Genomic DNA, 19,416 nt, shown 5'->3' with positions numbered 1-19,416 from the left:
CAAATGGCTCTGTGGCGCAGGTGCATGCCCAATAGCGTGAAGTTGCATTCTGATCGAGGCAGCCAATACTGCTCAGAGAAATATCAGGCCCTGATCAAAAGCATAAACTGATCTGCCCCATGAGCGGCAAAGGCAACCCGTATGACAATGCCTGTGCCGAGAGCTTTTTCCATTCCATGAAAGTAGAACTGATCCACGGGGAAAGATTCGACACCAGGAAAAACATGCGCCAGGCTGTCTTTGAGTATATTGAGGTGGACTACAACCGAACCAAGAGGCATAGTGCCAATGGACATATCAGCCCATTGGCTTATGAAATGAAAAAAGTAGCTTAATTGTTTGTCCGTTGTTCATGGGCGGGATCATGTCTACGAATCACATTTTATACCGCCGTTTTAATGCCCCGATTAGTCGTTGCTAATGGCCGATAAGATAAATTTAATTCTTTTGGAAACTGAAGTTTTCGGGACCTCAAACAGAGAATACCCAAAAAGTTCATATGCTTTTACCATTTCATTGTATGTCGCAACTGCTTCAGGAAAATTCTGTTTCCGCTCGGTGTCATTAATAAAAATTTTTTTCCAAGGGGGAAACACAAATATTTTTTTGTTGTATCGTAATTTTTGGCAGTAATGAACAAGCTCATCAGGGATCATCAATTTTTCAAGTTTAGAATAACCGTATGAATCCACAATACCCCGATCGAAAAACACCGGTTGCTTTGATCTCTGATAACGGTTGTAATTCCTAATTTCTTCTCTTATCATTTCATCACGGAAAAGGCCTTTATCCAACCAAGGCAGTGCGCTGCCATTCTGCTCTACTTGGCGCTGAATTACTTTTCGCCCCACTTCATCTGCGTATTGAAAATTCAATTCATGAAGCCCCGTGATTACGGTTGTTTTTCCTGAACCGGGGCCACCGGTAAATACAAATAAATTATGCATTTAGCCCTCTTAGCTTGCCTTACCGTTTAGTCTTGTGTTTTCCGTTTTTTTGTCTACCAAGGTAACGTTTGGATAGTGAAAATGCGCAGGTTGGGAAAAATGTAAGGACGGTTGATGGTAAAAAATACCATCATTTCAAAAGGGGCGCAATGCTCCCCAGATGAGTGACCCAGCCAAAATTGTTTGGCCCCTGGCCAGCGCGCTCAAAGCACACCCTGACTTAGCCGGTCTGGCTTAGCAAATGTCATACCCAAAAAACAGTCCACTTCTCACCCCAAGCCAATGAGAATCGCCGGTGTTGTAAACGCATCTTGGGGCGGTTTTAAGCTTGGCTTTGCCGTAGGTGAATTGTTCATTTTTTTAGGGGGTGAACGCAACAGGAGGCGCTTAAAAGCGCCTCCTGTTTGGGTTATTGATTTAAAAAAATCAGAGTTTTTCAATCTTTACGGCACAGGCCTTGTATTCCGCAGTCATGGATACCGGGTCGTAAACCGGGTTGGTGAGCCAGTTGGCGCAGGCCTCCCGGAAGTGGAAAGCCATCCAGACCATGCCTTTGGGCACCTCAGGCGTTATGCGGGCGGTCAGCTCCACCTCGCCCCTGCGGGAGGAAACCTTGATGCGTTCGCCTTGGGTGATGCCCAGGGCCTCGGCATCCGCGGCCGAAATATCGGCGGTTTCCTCGCCCAGAAGATCGTTCAAGCCCTCGCAACGTCCGGTCTGGGTGCGGGTGTGGTAATGATACAACCTGCGCCCGGTGCTCAATACCAGGGGGTATTCTTCATCTGCCACTTCGGCTGGGGGAGTCCACTCAACCGGGGTCAGGTTCCCCTTGCCGCAGGTAAAACAGCCGTCCTTGTGCAGGAAGGAGGTGCCGAGATGGTTGATATCAGGCACGGGCCATTGCAGACCATCCATCTCTATGCGGCTGTATTTGATGCCCTTCATCTGAGGAGCCAGCTCGCTTACCTCATTGTCCCAGATCTCCTGGCTGGAGTCTGATTCCCAGTCAAAGCCCATGCGTTTGGCCAGCTGCTTGAAGATCCACCAGTTGGGCCTGGCCTGTCCCGGCGGTTCGGAGACCTTGCGCACCCGGCTGACCCTGCGCTCGGAGTTGGTAAAGGTCCCGTCGTCTTCACTCCAGGCTGCCGAGGGGAAGACAACGTCCGCAAAGCGGGTGGTCTCTGTGGGGAAGATATCCTGGCAGACCAGGAATTCGGCCGATTCCAGACAATGCTCCACGTGCCTGATATCAGGCTCGGTATTGGCCAGGTTCTCGCCAAAGATATAGAAACCCCTGACCTTGCCGTCCACCAGACCGTCCATCATCTGGGGCATCATAAGCCCGTTATTGGGGCTGGGATCAATGCCCCAGGCCTTGCCGAATTTTTCTTGGATAGCCGGGTCCACCACCTTCTGATAACCGGGGTAAACATTGGGCAGGGCGGCCATATCACAGGCTCCCTGCACGTTGTTCTGCCCGCGCAAGGGGTTGACGCCTCCGCACTCAAAGCCCACATTGCCCAAGAGCATCTGCAGGTTGGCGCAGGAGAGCACGTTGTTGACACCGCAGGTGTGCTCGGTGATGCCCAGGGTGTAGACAAGCATTACCGGCTTGACCTTGGACAAATCCCTGGCCACCTGCCGGATGGTATCCGCATCAATGCCAGAGATCTCGGCGGCCCTCTCCGGGGGATATTCCAGCACCGTTTCTTTCAGCGCCTCAAAACCCACACAGCAGTTATTCACATAGTCCTTGTCATAAAGGTCTTCTGTGATCAACACATTCATCAGCCCGTTGATAAGCGCCACGTCACTTCCCACCTTAAGCGGGATGTGCTGATCGGCGTGCAGGGCTATACCTGTCTTCCTGGGGTCCACCACAATCATCTTGGCCCCTTTTCTGACCGCCTGTTTCATAAAGGTGGCGGCCACAGGGTGGGCTTCAGTGGTGTTGGACCCGATAACCAAAAACATCTTGGCCTTGCCAAAATCCACAAAGGAGTTGGTCATGGCCCCGGAACCAAATGCTGTCGCCAGACCGGCGACGGTGGGAGCGTGTCAAGTACGTGCGCAGTGGTCGATATTGTTGGTGCCGAACACCTGGCGGAACAGCTTCTGCATTTGGTATGAATCTTCGTTTATGCTTCTGGCGCAGGAAACCCCGGCCAGGGCGTCCGGTCCGTGATCCTTTATGATCTGGGTGAATTTGTTCGCCACCAGATCCAGGGCCTCATCCCAGGAAGCCTCGCGGAATTCACCGTTCTCCTTGATCAAGGGGGAGGTGAGCCGCTGGTCGGAATAGATGAAGTCAAAACCGAAGCGGCCCTTTACGCAGAGCCTGCCTTGGTTGGGGCCGCCCTTTTCCACGCCGGTGACCTTGACGATCTTGCCGTCTTTGACATGCAGCCATTGCTGGCAGCCCACACCGCAGTAGGGGCAGGTTGTGCGCACCAGCTCCACATCATTGGCATAGGCCTTGCCAAAGGATTTCTTTTCGAACAAGGCCCCCACCGGGCAGGCCTGGACACATTCGCCGCAGTGGGTGCATTTGTCATAGTCAGCCAGGGGATACCAGCCTTCTGGGTGGTCCTCCCTGCGGCCAAAGGGAACAGGTATTGCCTGGTTCACCTGAATTTCATTACAGGCCGCCACGCACCGTCCGCACTGGATGCAGCGGCTGAAATCCCGCACGATCATGGGATGCGTGTCATCCAAGGGGAAGTCCCTATGGACCGGCTCAAAATGGCCTGTGTTTACACCGTATTCCACGGCCAGGTCCTGTAGGCGGCAATCGCCGTGAGCAGGACACAACTCCTGGTGCCAGGGCCGCTGCATGGCCTCGAGCTGATATTCAGACCACTCGTCCGGCGGCATCTCGCTCACCAGACAGTTGTGGTCCCCAGAGGCAAGGAGCATTTCCAGAATGGTTTTTCTGGCCTCAATCACCTTGGGGGAATGGGTTTTTATTTCCATGCCCTCATTGGCCGGGGTGGCGCAGGCAGGCAACAGTTGGTCGCTACCCTTGACCTCAACCACACAGATACGGCAGTAACCCGAATGATCCGCCTCAAAGAGGTGACAAAGGGTGGGGATATTTATCCCGTGCCCTTTGGCAGCCTCCAGGATGGTCTGGCCCTCGGTAAACTCTACCCGATGGCCGTTAATGGTTAATTCCGGCATAACTTCTCATCTCCAGATGAAATCAGTTGCCTAAAGCGGCAACACCAATTCTGTAGCAGCGCAGGCAACGGGCGGATTCGCTTCGGGCCTGCTCCGGCGTATAACCTTCCTCGACCTCTTCAAAGTTTTTGACCCTCTCTTCAGGGGAAAGGGCGGGCAGGGGCAGTCTGGGAGAGAACCCCTTGCAAGGTAGTTTTTCCTTGAAGTTAAAGACGCCCAAATTTTCATAGAAACTGTCCATCAGATCTTTATCTGAAATGGTGCAGCTTTCCCCTTCCATATATTGGGTCATGTAATAGGCTGCCCGTTTGCCTGCCGCCAAGGCGGCTATAAGGCTGGATGGGCCGGTTAAGCAATCGCCGCCTCCAAAAAGGGGAGGATTTGTGCACTGGCCCGTGGCTTCGTCAGCCACCAGGGTCTTCCAGCGGGTGGTTTCGGCCTCGGGCACCGCAATATCCACGCAACAGACCTGGCCAATGGCGGGCACAATGGCATCGCATTCTATTTCATAGGTCTCACCCTCAATCGGAACAGGCCTGCGCCTGCCTGAATCATCGGGCTCGCCCAGCTCCATGCGCTGACATTTGAGGGAGGTTATCTTTTCGTTTTTGGCCTGGATTTTCAAGGGAGCCACCAGGAAGTGGAACTGCACTCCTTCTTCCTCTGCTTCCTCAATTTCAACATGATCGGCGGGCATTTCAGCCCTGGTGCGACGGTAGATCACATGGACCTCTTTGAATCCGTGCCTTCTGGCTGTTCTGGCGCAGTCCATGGCCACGTTGCCGCCGCCGATGATCAGAATCTGCTCCCCGGAAAGCGGTTTTTTGTTTTCCGCCGCCTGGCGCAGATAGTCTATGCCCGGCAAAAAGCCCATGTAACAGGCATCTTCACCTTCGCAGCGCATGCTGGAGGCGGCCGGAGCTCCCAGGCCCAGGAATACGGCCTTATAGCCCTCATCCAAAAGGCTCTGAACCGTGAAATCCTCTCCCAGGGTCTTTCCATATTGGATTTCGGCGCCGAGGCCTTTAATTATCTCCGCCTCGCGCCTTAAAACAGGCCTGGGCAGGCGATAGTCCGGGATGCCGAAAGCGGCCATGCCGCCGGGCTCCAGGTCTTTTTCAAATACAGTGCATTTATATCCGTTTTGGCCAAGGTAAAAAGCGCAGGAAACACCGGCGGGCCCGGCGCCGATAACCGCCACTTTTTCCGGCTTTGCCGCGGCGGTTTCAAACTCGGGCTCCGCCTTATGGGCGATTTCCTGGTCTGCTATAAAGCGTTTGAGGCTCTTGATGGCCAAGGGCTCTTCCATTTTGGTGCGCTGGCAGTTGAACTCACAGGGGCGCACGCAGACTCTGCCGATGGTGCCGGGCATGGGACAGTCCTGCCGCACAATGGCAAGGGCCTTGTCCCAGCGATCAAAGCGGATCTGTTCGAGATAGCCCGGAATGTTGACATGGGAGGGACAGGCATTCATGCAAGGGGCCGTCACCCTGGCTGTGTAGTCCCGCCTTTCCACGGTAAGCCCCTGTTCAATAACCTTCAGGAAGTCTTTTTTGCGGTGGGTCAGAAGATCCAGAATAGGTAAAGGCGAGGTCCGGCCAATATCGCAACGGGCTGTTTCATGCACCTGCCTGGCCAAGGTTTCCAGGCTGGCAAGATCCGCTTCCTTGCCCTTGCCCTGGCAGATATTGTTCAGGATGCGGCTCATGCGCTCCGTGCCGAGACGGCAGGGGAAACATTGCCCGCAGGATTCCTTGGCGGCTTGTTCCATATAGGACCTGGCCATATCCACTATATTTACGGATTCGTCCCAGATCATCACACCGTCCCAGCCCATAAAGGCCTTTATGGGGCGTTCAGCGGGGAAGGCAGACTCGGGGGGCTTGGGATCAGAGGCGTTTTTTTGCTTGCGCCAAGTGTTCAACAGTGTCTCCGCCATGGCGGGTTTTCCTTTCATCATAGTCAGGAGATGCAGGGGAGGTTATAGACATAAATCCCCCCTGTTAGTGCCTCGGGCGCTATTATGTCATTAATGGCATATGTTGGCAATTAGACTTTCCCGGCCAGGCGCTGCCCGGCTTTAAAAACTCACAGCAAAGCATTCACTATTTCACAGGCTATGTCAAGAAAACTAACGACCAATAAAGGGTCATTGTGGTATCAATGCCGTCTTTTAGGGCCGTATTCAGAGGTAGAATTTGCGGAAATCGGTCGGCGGCGAAAATTTTTTTAATTTCTCCCGCCATTTAACTTTTTGGGGGATCAAAAGGCCCCGGAATCTGAAAAAATACTGAAAAGTCAATTTTTCCAATGTGAATATGGCTAATTTAGGAATTGCCATGCAGAGAAACGGGATCAAAAGGGGGAGTGAGAGTCTTGAGGCCGGGTTAAGCCCCGGCATCTCGTCTGAGACGCCGGGGCTATAACTAATGATAGGGAGCTGATAAGTCGGAATAGGGCTAATTCACCGGGTTGCCCGCCTTCATCCAATCCGTAAAGCCGGGGAACATGGAGACCGCGTTTTTATAGCCCATATTCTGCAAGGTCTTGGTGGCCAGCACGGCCCGTCCGCCTTTTTTACAATAGACCAGGATATTGGCGTTGTTGTTCGGCAGTTTGTCCTGCATGGCGAACTCCAGCTTGCCCCTGGGAATGTTTACCGCTCCGGGCAGGTGGCCTCTTTTGAATTCCTTTTCAGTACGCACATCCAGGATGACCCAGCCGTTTTGCCCCAGTTTGCTCTTGGCTGTCTCCAGGTCCACAACCTTGATCTGCTTTTTTGCCTCGGTCACCAGGTTTTTGCCATAGGTGGCGGCGAAAGCGCTTGCCGCGCCAAGGGAGAGGCTCAAAACCAGGGCCATGATGAAGCAGGTAAAGATGTTTTGTTTTTTCATTTCCGAATCCTCCTAAGTTGCTTTTTCCCAAAAGGGGTGGTTCCAGGGGCGGTTATTCCCCCATTTTTTCCGGGATCATTTCCTTTGGTACGATCACCGGTTTATTTGCCTCTAAATACTCTTTGTCCACGTCCTTGGCCGTGAGAAAGAGCTTCACATTGCCGTGACAAGAGTCACAACTTTGGTTTTGCGGAGTTTTACGCCTGATATTATGGGGCGTCGCCGGCTTCCAGGTGGGAAGACGATCAAAGTTACCCAATGCATTTGGCACGTAAAATTCAAAGGTGTCTTTGGCTATGGGCACATGGCGCAAGGTGACAAAGGTTTCGGGGCGCCTTTTGCTCCTGTTTGGGTTCAGGCCGATCTTGAAATTGAATTCATGCTTATCCACTTTAAAGTAACAGGCTTTAGTTTTTTGGTTCTGGTTTACATGGCAGCCATAACAGTTCTGATAGGTCTGTGAATGGCAGACCTGGCAGGCCACCTTGTCTTTGTGGGTTTCATGGGTGTCCTGGTTCCGGCCTTTATCGGAATAGATTTCTTCGTGGCAGTCCCTACACGTAGGTGCGCTCTCCACCTGACGGCGATGGGAATATAGCTTGCCGTCGCCATGGAGCCCCTCTGCCTTGTGGCAGGTTTTACATTTCATAAAGGCCTTTTGCCTGTGAACATCAGGTGGGTTTTCAGATTTGCTTTCCCCGAAATATTCCTCACCCACTCTGCTGCCGTGGCAGGCGGTGCAAGTCTCCCTTTCCGGGGTGTTTTTGCTGATAATGTGACCCGATAAGAAACCGCCGCCCACTGAATCCGGCCTACTGACATGGCACTGGCCACAGCTGGCATGGCATTTGGCGCAGTGGTTGCCCATGGCTGTTTTGAGTCCGGCCTTGATCTCCGGGTTGTCCGTGGCCCTGGTCATGATGGTGTTTTCAAAGGGAGCCAGGCTGTAATGCAGGCTGGTCCGGTAGTTTTCGCTCTGCCGATCGTGACAGTCCGCGCATACTCCCGGCGCCGGGTATGACGGATCTCTTTGCACGCCTTTATGGGCCGCCTTGAAATCCGTGGAGCCGGGGTTGCCGCCGTGACAGTCGGCGCAGGTCAGATCAGCGTGGTTTTCATCTTCCAGGAATTCTTCATCCACAAAGACCTTTTCGTGAGGAGCCAACTGCTCCACAACTCCGCCTCAGCCGGGGCCTTCGGATTTGTCCTCAACCTTGGGTGTGTCTTTGTGAAGATCGCGGGTTAGGTTAATGAGTTTGCCTGCGCTGGTATGGCATTCAACACAACTGTTGGGCGAGGAAGCCTCGGGTGCGGGCGCTTTTGCCAGCACCAATACCAGGGCGCTGATCGCGGCCAGGGAGAACAGGGTGAGCTTTGAGGGTGTCACTGGTTTCCTCTCTTGTGAAATTAAACACAAAACAGATCCCGTAAAAACTCCGGAGCCTTGGGTGGATTTCCCATGATCCGAAGTTGAAGGGCATCTTAACGAGCCGATCCCGAAGGGGAACTTGCGTCTGTGCGCCCGTTTGGCTCGGTATATACGCAAAAACAATGCCCAAATTGCTACATTATGAAAAACATTTGAAATTATTGCGACAATTTCGATACCGTTTATTTCCGTGGTTGAGATAGGGAATGTCCTGAAGTGTGCAGGTGTATAGACATATGTTTAAACAGGTGTCAAATTAGTCTATTGACGGTATAGGTTATTGAGAAGGTAAATGGAACAATGGGTAAATAGCATGCTAAATCAATGTGCTGAAGGTTTCGATTTAGTGAGTGGCTTGGGTCTGCGCTGCTTTTGGGCAAGGAAGACCGGTTAGCGGCTTCCTCCTATTGAATGGCTTACAAGGGGAGCGGATCAAAGTGAGGGAAATAACTTTGCAGCGAGTAGGCCGGGAAAGTAAAAAAATGTTTTCAGTTCGATTAGGGCGAGTTCATAAAAATGATGAATATAGTATGTAGCAGGGATAAATTTTTTTAATTTTTAATAATTCCTTCAGCAGGGAAAAGTTTTTAAATAAATGGACCAGGCTCTTTGTTTTTCAAAGGTTAGTGATATATTAAATTGTCTATGCTGTTTAGGCCGGGTTTCACCACCATGCCTGTTTTGTACGCTGTTAAAATGCGTGCTCGCGGGCGGTCGGCGTGTGGGTCGACTGGTGAAACTCGGCATATTTTTTGAGGGGTTGGAGTAAAAAGACCATGAATATCATGGCAATAGAAGAATTGATGCCTGTGTTGCAGGCCTGTGTGGCGCCTTGTGTGGTTATCTCCGGAGTGGGGCTGTTGCTTTTGGCAATGACTAACCGTTTAGCCAGACCCATAGACAGGGTGCGGGTTTTATGCAGGCAGATTTCAGAGGCTAAAGAAGGTGAAAAGGATTACCTGGCCGAGCAGATCAAAATCTTCTTACGCAGGGCCGCATTCTTGCGCACCGCCATTGGCATGAGCGTGGCCAGTATTTTTTTTGTGGCGGTAATGATTCTTTTACTGTTCGTCACATTTGTCTTTGATGTACGTGTTAACGGAGCATTGGAGATTTTGTTCGGAGTCAGTATTATCTGCCTGGTCACCTCGTTGGCCTATCTTTTGGCCGATGTTTTTTTGACCTTGCGTTCACTGCAGAACGAAACCCGCAAGCGTGCGGGCATTGAGTTGTAAATGAAGTGAAAAACTGGTTTATTGTTTAAGCGACAACTCGGCGACTTAGTTGGCATCTGATTTGGTGGACTGTAACCGGCATAAAGTAAATGACCGACGATCAACTTACCAAGTACTGGCCCCTTATTGTGGACACCATGAGTGAAGGACTGGTTTTAATCAGGCCGGACGGTGTGATAAGGATGGTGAATCAGGCGCTTCTCAATATGACCGGCTATGAAAAAGAAGACCTGGTGGGGCGCTCCTGCCAGGTCTTTAATTGTGACGCCTGCACCAGGGTGAGGACCCCGGCCAGCCGTAACTGGTGCCTGCTTTTTGATCGCGCCCATAATAAAATGGAATCCACCCGCTGCGATATCCAGTGCAAGGACGGCTCCTGGCTGCCTATCTGGAAAAAGGCGGCAGTGTTGAGGGATGAAAACGGAATTGTTCTGGGATCGGTGGAGACCTTGACCGACCTTTCCCAGCTGACCGCCCAGGAACGTAAAATCAGGGAGCTGTCCAGGCAGATAAACCGGAATAAAAAGGGCTTTCAGGGCATGGTGGGAGAGTCCGCGGCCATGCGTCGGGTCTTTAACCTGGTGGAAAAGGCCGCCGCCTCTTCGGCTCCGGTGTTGATTCAGGGAGAAAGCGGCACCGGCAAGGACTTGGTTGCTCACTCCATACACGCCTTGAGTGATAACCAAAAGGGGCCTTTTGTACAGGTCAACTGCGCGGCCTTAAGTGAATCCCTCTTTGAAAGCGAGATCTTCGGGCATGTAAAAGGCGCTTTCACCGGGGCTTATCGTCATCGTCCCGGCCGTTTTGAGGCTGCCCACGGCGGTTCCATTTTTTTGGATGAGTTGGGGGATATGCCCCTTACCACCCAGGTGAAGCTCTTGAGGGTTTTGGAAACCAAAACCGTGGAAAGGGTGGGGGACCACCACGGCATCTTGGTGGACGTGCGCATCATCGCCGCCACCAACCGTGACCTCGCCGCCCTGGTGGCGGAAAACCGTTTCCGGGAAGACCTTTTCTTCAGGATAAATGTAATACCCATTCATTTGCCTCCTTTGCGGGACAGGTTGGAAGACATCCCCCTTTTGGCCGGCGCCATAATGGAGGATCTGGCGGGCTCAACCCAAAAAAACATTACCGGGATTTCGCCTGAGGTGTTGCGTTGCTTTATGAGCTACTCTTGGCCGGGCAATGTTCGCGAATTGAAAAGCGCCCTTGAGTTTGCCTTTGTGGTGGCCGAGTCAGGCCAGATCACCATGGAACATCTCCCTAATCAGTTGGTGAATATAAAAGACGGGTTGCCGCGGAAAAGAGCGGGCCTTAAGCCTAATCCGGAAAAGGAGGCTCTTATCGAGGCCCTGCGCCAGGCTCAGGGCAACAAGTCACAGGCTGCCCGTATATTGGGGGTGAGCCGCGCCACTGTGTTCAACCGCATGCGTAAGTATGATGTGAGCCTGGAAAAAGTTATAAACTGAACCCGGATGAGGCGGCAAGTCAGCCCATAACAATGCCTTTGTAATGACAATTCTTTTGATGTGGTATTAGAATTAATTGTTTAAAGGTGCCTCTCTTTGCATTTTTTTCTCCTTAATCCTTTCTGAAAAGTACCTTTCCTTTGTTAAGCATATTTCAGACATCTAATTAATTTTTTAGTGGTATTGAATAGTTATAGGGTCATAGGGTTTTGTTTTACCCGGTGTTCTTGATTTAATGACCGCCAGTCATTATATTAGTGACCGGAGGTCATTAAATGAGAGAAACAAAGCACAACACTAAGGGAGTTAAAGGCTGCGGCAGCGCACGTCGGCGACTTCCCCCGGACGAGCGGAAATTTGAGCTGCTGGAGGCCGCGCTGCGAGTGCTGCGTGAATTGGGCCCCCGTAACGCACGGGTCCAGGATGTGACAAAAGCGGCAGGTGCGGCAAAGGGGACCTTTTATCTTTATTTCCCGTCTTGGGATGATCTGCTTTACGAGGTTCGTGCCCATATCCTCACGAAATACCTGGTTGAGATGCAAGTCAGGTTTCCGGTTAACTTGCAATCGGGCTGGTGGGAGGCCTTTGAAAAGGAGTGCGTTCTTTTTATTGATTTCGTCGTTGGACTTGGTGAGCTGCATAAGGCGGTTTTCCACGGACCCATTGCCGATCGTCCCCTTGATGAAAGCATATCCGGCCTAAAGGCTGTCAGCCGAATGCTTAGCCCGGGGATTGAGTCCGGAGCCTGTCGTCCCGTGGAAATCGAGGTCGCTGCCAAATTGGTTTTTTCAGTGCTGCACACCACTGCGGACAGCATCTTAGAGACCGGGGAGCGCCGACGCCATTTGGAAACCATGTTCGACTTGCTGCGGAGCTGGCTTAAGCAGAATTGATTTGACCAGGGCGGAGAGGAACTCTGCTTTTTGGGAAAAAGGGTAATTAAATGATTGAGCAGAAAAAATATACGGAATGCTGCCCATCAGCCGGAATGAACAGGAGAGATTGGCTGCCTGTTATCGACCTCGGGCATTGTAAGGCATGCGGAGCCTGTGTTGAAGCTTGCTTGCAAGGGGTTTTGCAGTTGCGCCGCATCGACTCCGCGGATTTTGAGAGACTGGGTTGGCTAACCCGCAAAAAGATTCAGCGTCATGACATGCTGATCGCCTTTGTGGTTCATGAAAGTGACTGTCAATGTTGCGGGCGGTGCCTTGCAGCTTGCCGCAAGCGCGCCATCAAAAAACATCCAGCGACCTGCGCGCATATCAGGTTCAGCCCGCTAATTAAGGGAGATTGAAAATGCCCGACCAGTCAAAAACTAATGAGGAGGCGTACAATCCTTTGAGATGGTGGGCCTTTTCAGTATTGGCCCTGGCCGTTCTCATAGTGGTGCTGGACCATATGGTGCTTAACGTGGCCCTGCCCACCTTGCAGCGCCGACTGGGCGCCGGCATATCCGAGCTGCAATGGATAGTCGATGCCTATATTCTGACTTTCGCTTCTTTGCTTCTAACCATGGGCGCTCTTGGTGATCGTGTCGGCCACAGCATTATGTTGCGCGTCGGCATGTCGGTATTCGGTTTGGCCAGTCTCTTCGGCGCTTTCTCCGATTCCGTCGAGCAACTGGTGGCTGCTCGGGTTTTTATGGGCTTGGGCGGAGCCATGATCATACCCGCCACCCTGGCTATTATTTCGGGCCTTTTTTCTCCACAGGAACGAGGTAAGGCCATTGGGGCCTGGGGAGCCATGAACGGCCTGGGAGTAGTGCTGGGTCCGCTTCTCGGCGGCTGGCTTTTAGAGCACTTCAGTTGGAGCGCCGTTTTTCTGATCAATGTTCCCATAGTCATAATCGCCTTGATCGCGGGTTTTTTCCTGGTTCCCAAAAGTAGGGCCCGGATCAAGCGCGGTGTGGATTTACCAGGGACGTTTTTGTCGGCGGCAACCGTCTTCCTGCTTGTGTTCAGTATAATAAAAGGGGGAGACCTGGGTTGGAAAAACCCCCTGATTTATCAGTCTCTGGTTTTGTCCCTGGTTTGCGGAGGGCTTTTCATATTGCGGGAAATAAGGGCCAAAAGTCCCATGTTGGATCTGTCCCTTTTCAAGGATCCACATTTTTCGGCAGGCGGCGGCAGCATCGCCATCATGACCTTTGCCATGTTCGGGTCTTTATTCGCCCTCACCCTTTATATGCAGTTTGTCAAGGCGTACTCGCCCATGGAGACCGGTCTTCGCTTTCTGCCGGTGGCCGTGGGATATGCCCTGGGCTCGGTATTCAGCAATAAATGCGTTATGCGCTGGGGCGCTCGGAGCGTGGTGGCTGCGGGATTCGCAGGAATGGCCGCACTGGCGCCCCTGATGGCCTTTTGGCTTAGCGACACCCCCTTCTGGCTCATTGGAACCTATGTGGGGCTTTTCAGCTTTTGCCAGGGCAACATCATGCCCCCGGCGCTCAATGTGGTTTTAAAATCTCTGCCGCAGGAGAGGGCAGGGGTCGGTTCAGCCATAGGCAATGTATCTTTTCAGGTGGGGGGAGCTCTGGGGATTGCCGCCTTGGGTTCTTTGATGGGCAGTGTTTATCGTTCTCAGATGGACACGGCGCTCAAGGCGGAAGCCGCTCTACCGGCGCAGGTGGCCCAGGTTGCCAGGGAATCCCTGGGCGGAGCGGTGATCAGCGCCGGCAGCCTGCCCGAAGAGATTGGACAGGGGCTTTTGTCCTTGGCCAGAAACAGCTTTATGGACGGATGGATGGTGATCTTTTGGGTTATCTGCGTATTGGGCTTTATAGGCATGCTTTTTGTCCTGAGGTTCATGCCGCCGCGTCATGATTACCTTGCAAAACCCTTGCAAAGATAAGCCTGTGGCGGTTGATGGGGGAGCTAAACGCCGGGTGGAGAATGTTTATCCGCCCGGCGTCGGCTTTCAATATAGCGGCCCAACTGAATAATAATTTTGCCTATCGTTTTTCCTTCAAGTGTAGATGCACAATAAGTTGCGGGGATGCTTCTTTTTTAAAAGAGTCAGTCCGGTGAATCTTATAATGCCAAAACCTGAAAAAATTACTTTTCGAAGACTTAATCTTCCCAAAAACAAAGACAAAACCCGGGTCCGTTGTTTATTATTAAATAGTCGTCTGCCTTTTAATACGTGATCTTAAAAGTTGTTTCTAACTCTAAAGGGCCTTTGGTTGAAAATTATGGAACTCACAGAGCTTTACAATCAGGGCAAAAAGGCCATGCTGGCTGCCGATTATGGCTTTTTTATCCAGGGAGTGGAAACCGGATGGGTGCTTAAAAATAATCGCACTGTCATGGATTCTTATGCCTTGCGTCAAAGAGCCATAAACGGGCCTGAGACTGCCGACACCAAAACCACGGTGCTGGAAGAGACCCTCTTGGCTCCCGTGATAATGAGCGCCATGACCATGCCGATTCCCGCCATGGCCCAAAACGGGCTTTTCAAGGTTTCCCGGGCCTTGAAACGGGCCGGTTCAATGATGTGGACCGGCTCCCCTATGCCAAAGGAGTTGTCAGAGCTGGTCTGCAAGGGCGCGCCTCACATTCAAAGCGTCAAATGCTATGCGGATAGGGAAAAGATCCTGCGTAAAATTGAGCATTGCCGGGAAGCAGGAGTGCGCTGGGTGGGGATTGAAGTGGATACCGGCCAGGGAACCAAGGTTCATGACCGCATAATCGCCTCTGACTGTAGACCGCCTTCCCTTGATTTTTTGCGCAAGGTGAGGGACATGACGCCCGGTAAGCTGGTCTTTAAGAGAGTGCTTTCCAAGGAGGATGCAGCCTTGAGCCTGGAGGCCGGTGCAGACGCTGTTATGGTCTCCAACCACGGGGCGCACACCATTGACTATTTGCCCCATCCCTTGCAGGTGTTGCCGGAGATTTCCCGGGTGATCAGGGGGCGCATACCAATATTTGTGGATGGCGGTTTCCGACGCGGAACAGATGTGTTCAAGGCCTTGGCCCTGGGCGCGGACCTGGTGGGCCTGGGACGGCCCGTGCTTTATGGCCTGGCTGCGGATGGCGAAGAAGGGGTCTTTCAGGTGATTAATCAGATCACCTTGGAATTAAAAAGGGTTATGGTCATGACCGGGGTTGACTGTATCGAAAAGATAACCCCCGATTGTCTGCTCAAGTTGGGGGGGCAGTGAAAAAAGCCGGTGTGTCGGCGCTTCACCACCCTTCTCTTTTGACCTTGCAGGTAAAGCCCCAACGGGCTGTGTCGGCAAGATTTAGATGCTGTTTTCCAAGGCTGCTATTCGCCTTTAACTCCAAAAAGCATGGTGTAGGTGAAAAAGGCATAATAGTCTTTTTGTTTCAGGATATAGTCTTTTGAATCAGGGGAAATAAGCCTTTCCAACAGGTCGGCTTCTTTTGGCCCCAGCTCCTTTTCCGCCCCTGGCCAGCGCATGGCCAAAAGCTCTTCCAGGGCAATGCGATTTTCATTGTCCAAAGGCCCCTGCACATCTCCCAAAAACGATTTGATCGAGACATAGGCAAAGCCCGCTTTTTTTAACAGTCCGGTCCCACGTAGGAAATGCTCCTCTGGTTTGGTGCGTTCGGAAAAGGGGGCCAAGCCGGGCCCGGTAGCCCTTAATCTTGCTTCAAGCCCCGGATAGCCCGGCAGAAGTTGTTCAGAGCTCCAGGCGAGTATGGCTGCCGTGCCGCCCGGTTTAAGCACCCTGGACAGTTCGGAGAATTGCCGGAGGCTGGAATGGTCGCCATAACCGACCGCATCCGCGCTCCAGATCCAATCAAAAGATGCCTCTTTAAAGGGGAGATGGTTTAAGTCTCCCTGCAGCAAGCGGACAAAATCTGCATATGCTCTTTTTTTTATGGCGTTTCGAGCGTGATGTATGAGATCAGGGGAGATATCAATTCCGGTGACCCTTCCCTTGGGGCCTGTTGCCTCCGCCAGAATCAGGCTTTGCAGGCCTGCTCCGCATCCTGCGTCCAGTCCCTCACTGCCCCGGGGCAGGCTGAGGGATGAGACAATCGAACGAAACAGGGGCTCGCGAAGCGGGTTGGTCAAAACAAGTTTATTATAGTAGCTGTCTGCGCTTTGCATATGACCGGGCCTTTCGGAAATAAGAGCATGGTTTACAGATTGGGTTGTGGAATTTTTGTTACTCTTTTTAGGTTTTTTCGGCAGATCGCCAAAATCAACCCGCCGGGTGCGCCGGATTGTTCCTGCCAAAACCAGGGTATGAGTCAGCTAAGTATCATAAGATAGTCGGATGCCTTACCCCTAATTATCCGACATCTTCCCACTATGTGGACGTTACGACAATACGATTTTCTTAATAACGGCTTTGTTCCTATAATTATTTTTAATCGGATCGGTAAAAAGGATGAACGGATTAGAAGGTATTTAGGATTGCCTTTGCTTGTATTCTGATATACCAGCATTATTTTCAAGAAGTTAAAAGGTTTAATAGCGCAATTATAAATATGATCTGACTCTGCTCATCAAATTCCATTTGGGATATTAACTGGAACATAAAAACATTGAAGGGGGCATTAATAGTTTTGTATCAGAAATTGAACTGCTGGTTCACTAAATGATATGAAGGCGATTTTTTAACACAATGAATGATACGGGTAAGTATCTTTACCACTGTTTTTTTTAAATGTATTTCAAAAAGAGGTTCGTTTTTTGTGGATGATTGCGTTGCTTTAACTAACTGTTCTTGTTAACTATTTTATTTATTATGTCTTTATAGACATCATCTTTAAATTAGATAACCGGGAAATAGCGTTAAAAAAGTATTTGACTTTCCCCGCTAAATATATAGTGTGAATTATGTAATCAATAAAGAGAAAGATTCATCTTGCCAGCGAGTTCCGTTTGATTTTTTATAAATCCCATATAAAAAAGTTTGGAACTTAAGTGTGCCAAGCGCTCCTTATTTGAGGTGGAGGAGCGCAGTTTATCTATATAGGAGTCTTAGTCAAATGGGAAAGAGTATTTACGTCGGCAACTTGTCTTACAGTTCCACTGAAGACGAATTACGTGAACTTTTTGAGCAGTTTGGCGAAGTCCATTCAGCAAGGGTAATTTCCGACCGGGAAACCGGCAAGTCGCGCGGTTTTGGTTTTGTTGAAATGGCGTCGGTAGATGCGGAACTTGCCATTGAGTCTGTGAATGGCACTGTCTTTGCCGGAAGAACCCTGCGGGTAAATGAGGCGCGCCCCCGCGAGCCCAGGCCGCCTCGCCGCTGGTGATGATGCAAACTTGGCAAAACCTGAAATTTCGCCAAGGGTGGTTTGAAAAAGGCTTGCAAGCAGTTTTCAATTCACGGAAAGCTCCGGAAACAAAGCCAGAGGTGAAATAAGGCTTTTTTGCGCTGGAACTTCCGCGCAAAAAAGCCTTGCAAAACAAGCAACCGTTTTTAACAAGATAGTGTGCCATAAAAAGGGCGCCTGGTTGCTAAAGGGGTAAAACGTCTTGAACCCCTTTGGGGCAGCCCTTTAAAATAAGCTAACTTGGGGTCACTTGCCTTCCATCTCAAGATTGCCCTTCGATACGATTTTTCCGGAAATTAATTCGTTAAAAGATAATTTCGGTTTGTTGATACACGATCGGGGTTCGGTGATGAGCCGGGTGGATTTGAAAGGGCCCGGACCAGAAATGTAGTGGGTGCTAAGGTCCGGTCCGGGCCGGGAGAGCACTAGGGAAATGAGCTAGTGCTTTTGGAGACCGTTTAAGATCAGATCAACTACCAACAGAACTTCTTTTTTTATCTGGTCGAAATCGATTTTAGAGAGTTCACTCAACTGGGTTTTCTTGATGTAGTGTCGCTCAATTCCGGTGACAGCCACCAAAATAGCCCTGGCCACCTTATGGCAGGGGTATTCTTTTATTTGTCCGGCTTGCACTCCCTTTTTCAGCACCGAACCCAGAAATTCTATTTCCCTTTCCAGGCTGTCCTTATAGAGCAGTTCGAATTGGGGAATGCCGCGTAACAGGTCTTCCACGGAGACGATATGTTTGATTATCATTTTTTGATAATAATCACATCGTTCTTCCAGATAGGTGCGTACAGTTTCGATTGAATTTTCGCAACGGCTTACCATCTGCCGTAAATGGGTTAAAAACTGTTCGCACTCAAAGAGAGCCGCCTCCATCAAGATAGCTTCTTTACAGGGAAAATAATAATACAAGGAGGCTTTGTTCAGCCCAACCATCTGGCCGATATCTTCCAGGGTGGTTTTTTGGGTGCCGTAGCGTTCTATACAGACCCTGGCTGCTTGCAGAATTTTTTCTTTTTTTTCATTTGAAGGCATAGCCGTCCTTTCGATCATACTTTCAAACAATATAGCAAAATGTTTGAAAATGTCAACAGCAGATCAATACGATTAGTCAGGATTTTAGAAGAGTGACAGTTATGAGCTAAAACTACTGTTATTTGGGTGTTGCCCAGGTAAGAGCGGGAACAAAAGAAGGGCGGTACAGAGCTTCGGTTGATGTTTTCAGGCTTCGCTTTCCGCTTCATCCCTGATAAGCCGCAGCCATTCCAGGCGAATCAAGCCGCTGAAGGGCCGCACCACTGTCCAATAGGCCCTGAATTTGCCTTTTGCCTTGAGGTCGCAACAGAAGATTCTGGTTTCCGTTGAGACCCGGCAAAGATTATTTCCCAGTTGGCTGACTTGAAGGTTGCCTCCCACTTTGATCATGCCGTCAGCTTGAAAGCCGATGAACTCGGACTGTTTAAGTCTCACTATCTCGGGCTTCAGTCCCCATAGTTTTCCCGCAACACCAAAAATAAATTCATAAGGTGGAATTTCCTCCAACAGCAGAAAACCCAGTTTTTCAAAATCCTTGAAATTGTATTGAGTCGCAAGGTCTCGGGAATGGTTTTTTTCAAGTTGCCGGGAGATTCCCCTCATGGCAAAAAGTAATTTACTTGGCCGGGAGTGGGCAAGGTCAAACCTTCTGGCGACTTTATAAATCCGCTCCGGTTTTGCCCTGACCAAGGCTTGATGTGATTCCCTAAAATGGAAAAGCGGCATGTACTGATCCAGGAGCATGTTTTCTCCTATTGATGGTTGGTAAGACCATAAACCGGATTTTCCGGAAAAAGCAAGAGTCTTAGTTTAAAAAAAACGGCATCTGAGCAAGTACGGAGGGACTTTGTCAACAGCCTGAATGCGGGCCAAGGACACACCCCTGAAAAATCTTTGATTTTCCGGGGACCCCGAATGACGGCCCGCCGAATTGCGAGGCTTTCGATAACGTAAGATATTTTTC

At 50.7% G+C, this 19,416-nt stretch carries 16 protein-coding genes and 1 pseudogene; 8 read left to right on the top strand and 9 right to left on the bottom strand.

Going from position 1 to position 19,416, the window contains the following annotated elements:
- Nucleotides 1–335, top strand: a pseudogene (locus X474_RS26905) (IS3 family transposase); the annotation flags it as partial.
- Nucleotides 336–407: 72 nt separating this feature from the next.
- On the opposite strand, the gene X474_RS16890 reads toward X474_RS26905, so the two are convergent.
- The 6 genes from X474_RS16890 to X474_RS16855 form a co-directional block, all read right to left on the bottom strand.
- Complete coding sequence (locus X474_RS16890; RefSeq protein ID WP_044350575.1) at nt 408–947, bottom strand: AAA family ATPase; 540 nt, start codon at nt 945–947, stop codon at nt 408–410.
- A gap of 426 nt (nt 948–1,373) precedes the next feature.
- Nucleotides 1,374–4,127 (bottom strand): formate dehydrogenase subunit alpha, encoded by a 2,754-nt coding sequence (gene fdhF / locus X474_RS26895; protein ID WP_082464451.1) that lies wholly within the window; start codon nt 4,125–4,127, stop codon nt 1,374–1,376.
- 22 nt (nt 4,128–4,149) lie between these two features.
- The gene (locus X474_RS16875; protein WP_044350572.1) at nt 4,150–6,066 is read right to left on the bottom strand and encodes an FAD-dependent oxidoreductase; all 1,917 of its coding nucleotides are present in this window, start codon (nt 6,064–6,066) and stop codon (nt 4,150–4,152) included.
- 520 nt (nt 6,067–6,586) lie between these two features.
- Complete coding sequence (locus X474_RS16865; RefSeq protein WP_197282159.1) at nt 6,587–7,021, bottom strand: rhodanese-like domain-containing protein; 435 nt, start codon at nt 7,019–7,021, stop codon at nt 6,587–6,589.
- Nucleotides 7,022–7,073: 52 nt separating this feature from the next.
- Nucleotides 7,074–8,195, bottom strand: coding sequence for a multiheme c-type cytochrome (locus X474_RS16860; RefSeq protein ID WP_044350569.1), 1,122 nt, complete (start codon nt 8,193–8,195; stop codon nt 7,074–7,076).
- 9 nt (nt 8,196–8,204) lie between these two features.
- On the bottom strand, nt 8,205–8,408 hold the full coding sequence (locus tag X474_RS16855) for a hypothetical protein (RefSeq protein ID WP_044350567.1): 204 nt from the start codon (nt 8,406–8,408) through the stop codon (nt 8,205–8,207).
- 818 nt (nt 8,409–9,226) lie between these two features.
- Between X474_RS16855 and X474_RS16850 the strand changes: the two genes are divergently transcribed.
- From X474_RS16850 to X474_RS16825, 6 genes are all read left to right on the top strand, one after another.
- Nucleotides 9,227–9,685: a DUF2721 domain-containing protein gene (locus X474_RS16850; RefSeq protein ID WP_052515333.1), complete on the top strand. Its 459-nt coding sequence runs from the start codon at nt 9,227–9,229 to the stop codon at nt 9,683–9,685.
- A gap of 89 nt (nt 9,686–9,774) precedes the next feature.
- Nucleotides 9,775–11,157 carry a sigma-54 interaction domain-containing protein gene (locus X474_RS16845; RefSeq protein WP_044350565.1) on the top strand — a complete coding sequence of 461 codons (1,383 nt, stop codon included), beginning with the start codon at nt 9,775–9,777 and terminating at the stop codon, nt 11,155–11,157.
- 275 nt (nt 11,158–11,432) lie between these two features.
- Nucleotides 11,433–12,050, top strand: coding sequence for a TetR/AcrR family transcriptional regulator (locus X474_RS16840; RefSeq protein ID WP_052515332.1), 618 nt, complete (start codon nt 11,433–11,435; stop codon nt 12,048–12,050).
- A 50-nt stretch (nt 12,051–12,100) separates the two neighbouring features.
- A complete protein-coding gene (locus tag X474_RS16835) occupies nt 12,101–12,451 on the top strand; it encodes a 4Fe-4S dicluster domain-containing protein (RefSeq protein WP_052515331.1) in 351 nt (116 codons plus the stop codon).
- Between the two features lie 2 nt (nt 12,452–12,453).
- Nucleotides 12,454–14,007 carry a DHA2 family efflux MFS transporter permease subunit gene (locus X474_RS16830; RefSeq protein WP_044350564.1) on the top strand — a complete coding sequence of 518 codons (1,554 nt, stop codon included), beginning with the start codon at nt 12,454–12,456 and terminating at the stop codon, nt 14,005–14,007.
- A 340-nt stretch (nt 14,008–14,347) separates the two neighbouring features.
- Complete coding sequence (locus X474_RS16825) at nt 14,348–15,316, top strand: alpha-hydroxy acid oxidase (RefSeq protein ID WP_156360815.1); 969 nt, start codon at nt 14,348–14,350, stop codon at nt 15,314–15,316.
- A gap of 104 nt (nt 15,317–15,420) precedes the next feature.
- On the opposite strand, the gene X474_RS16820 is transcribed toward X474_RS16825, so the two are convergent.
- Nucleotides 15,421–16,233, bottom strand: coding sequence for a class I SAM-dependent methyltransferase (locus X474_RS16820; protein ID WP_044350562.1), 813 nt, complete (start codon nt 16,231–16,233; stop codon nt 15,421–15,423).
- 887 nt (nt 16,234–17,120) lie between these two features.
- Between X474_RS16820 and rbp the strand changes: the two genes are divergently transcribed.
- Complete coding sequence (rbp, locus tag X474_RS16815; protein WP_044350561.1) at nt 17,121–17,390, top strand: RNA-binding regulator; 270 nt, start codon at nt 17,121–17,123, stop codon at nt 17,388–17,390.
- 459 nt (nt 17,391–17,849) lie between these two features.
- Here rbp and X474_RS16810 read toward each other — a convergent pair whose 3' ends face one another.
- Entirely contained in the window at nt 17,850–18,452 is a 603-nt protein-coding gene (locus tag X474_RS16810) for a TetR/AcrR family transcriptional regulator (protein WP_044350560.1), read from the bottom strand.
- 186 nt (nt 18,453–18,638) lie between these two features.
- The gene (locus tag X474_RS16805) at nt 18,639–19,196 is read right to left on the bottom strand and encodes a hypothetical protein (RefSeq protein ID WP_052515330.1); all 558 of its coding nucleotides are present in this window, start codon (nt 19,194–19,196) and stop codon (nt 18,639–18,641) included.
- Nucleotides 19,197–19,416: the final 220 nt, after the last annotated feature.

It is taken from the genome of Dethiosulfatarculus sandiegensis (genome assembly GCF_000931935.2).
GTDB lineage: Bacteria > Desulfobacterota > Desulfarculia > Desulfarculales > Desulfarculaceae > Dethiosulfatarculus > Dethiosulfatarculus sandiegensis.
The sequence above is the reverse complement of the archived record's forward strand: the minus strand, read 5'-3'. Positions and strand labels throughout refer to the sequence as shown.

Coding starts and splice junctions, on each gene's coding strand:
- X474_RS16890 (WP_044350575.1), bottom strand. CDS start 947: ATGCATAATTTATTTGTATTTACCGGTGGCCCCGGTTCAGGAAAAACA.
- X474_RS16875 (WP_044350572.1), bottom strand. CDS start 6,066: ATGGCGGAGACACTGTTGAACACTTGGCGCAAGCAAAAAAACGCCTCT.
- X474_RS16865 (WP_197282159.1), bottom strand. CDS start 7,021: ATGAAAAAACAAAACATCTTTACCTGCTTCATCATGGCCCTGGTTTTG.
- X474_RS16850 (WP_052515333.1), top strand. CDS start 9,227: ATGAATATCATGGCAATAGAAGAATTGATGCCTGTGTTGCAGGCCTGT.
- X474_RS16845 (WP_044350565.1), top strand. CDS start 9,775: ATGACCGACGATCAACTTACCAAGTACTGGCCCCTTATTGTGGACACC.
- X474_RS16840 (WP_052515332.1), top strand. CDS start 11,433: ATGAGAGAAACAAAGCACAACACTAAGGGAGTTAAAGGCTGCGGCAGC.
- X474_RS16835 (WP_052515331.1), top strand. CDS start 12,101: ATGATTGAGCAGAAAAAATATACGGAATGCTGCCCATCAGCCGGAATG.
- X474_RS16830 (WP_044350564.1), top strand. CDS start 12,454: ATGCCCGACCAGTCAAAAACTAATGAGGAGGCGTACAATCCTTTGAGA.
- X474_RS16825 (WP_156360815.1), top strand. CDS start 14,348: ATGGAACTCACAGAGCTTTACAATCAGGGCAAAAAGGCCATGCTGGCT.
- X474_RS16820 (WP_044350562.1), bottom strand. CDS start 16,233: ATGCAAAGCGCAGACAGCTACTATAATAAACTTGTTTTGACCAACCCG.
- rbp (WP_044350561.1), top strand. CDS start 17,121: ATGGGAAAGAGTATTTACGTCGGCAACTTGTCTTACAGTTCCACTGAA.
- X474_RS16810 (WP_044350560.1), bottom strand. CDS start 18,452: ATGCCTTCAAATGAAAAAAAAGAAAAAATTCTGCAAGCAGCCAGGGTC.
- X474_RS16805 (WP_052515330.1), bottom strand. CDS start 19,196: ATGCTCCTGGATCAGTACATGCCGCTTTTCCATTTTAGGGAATCACAT.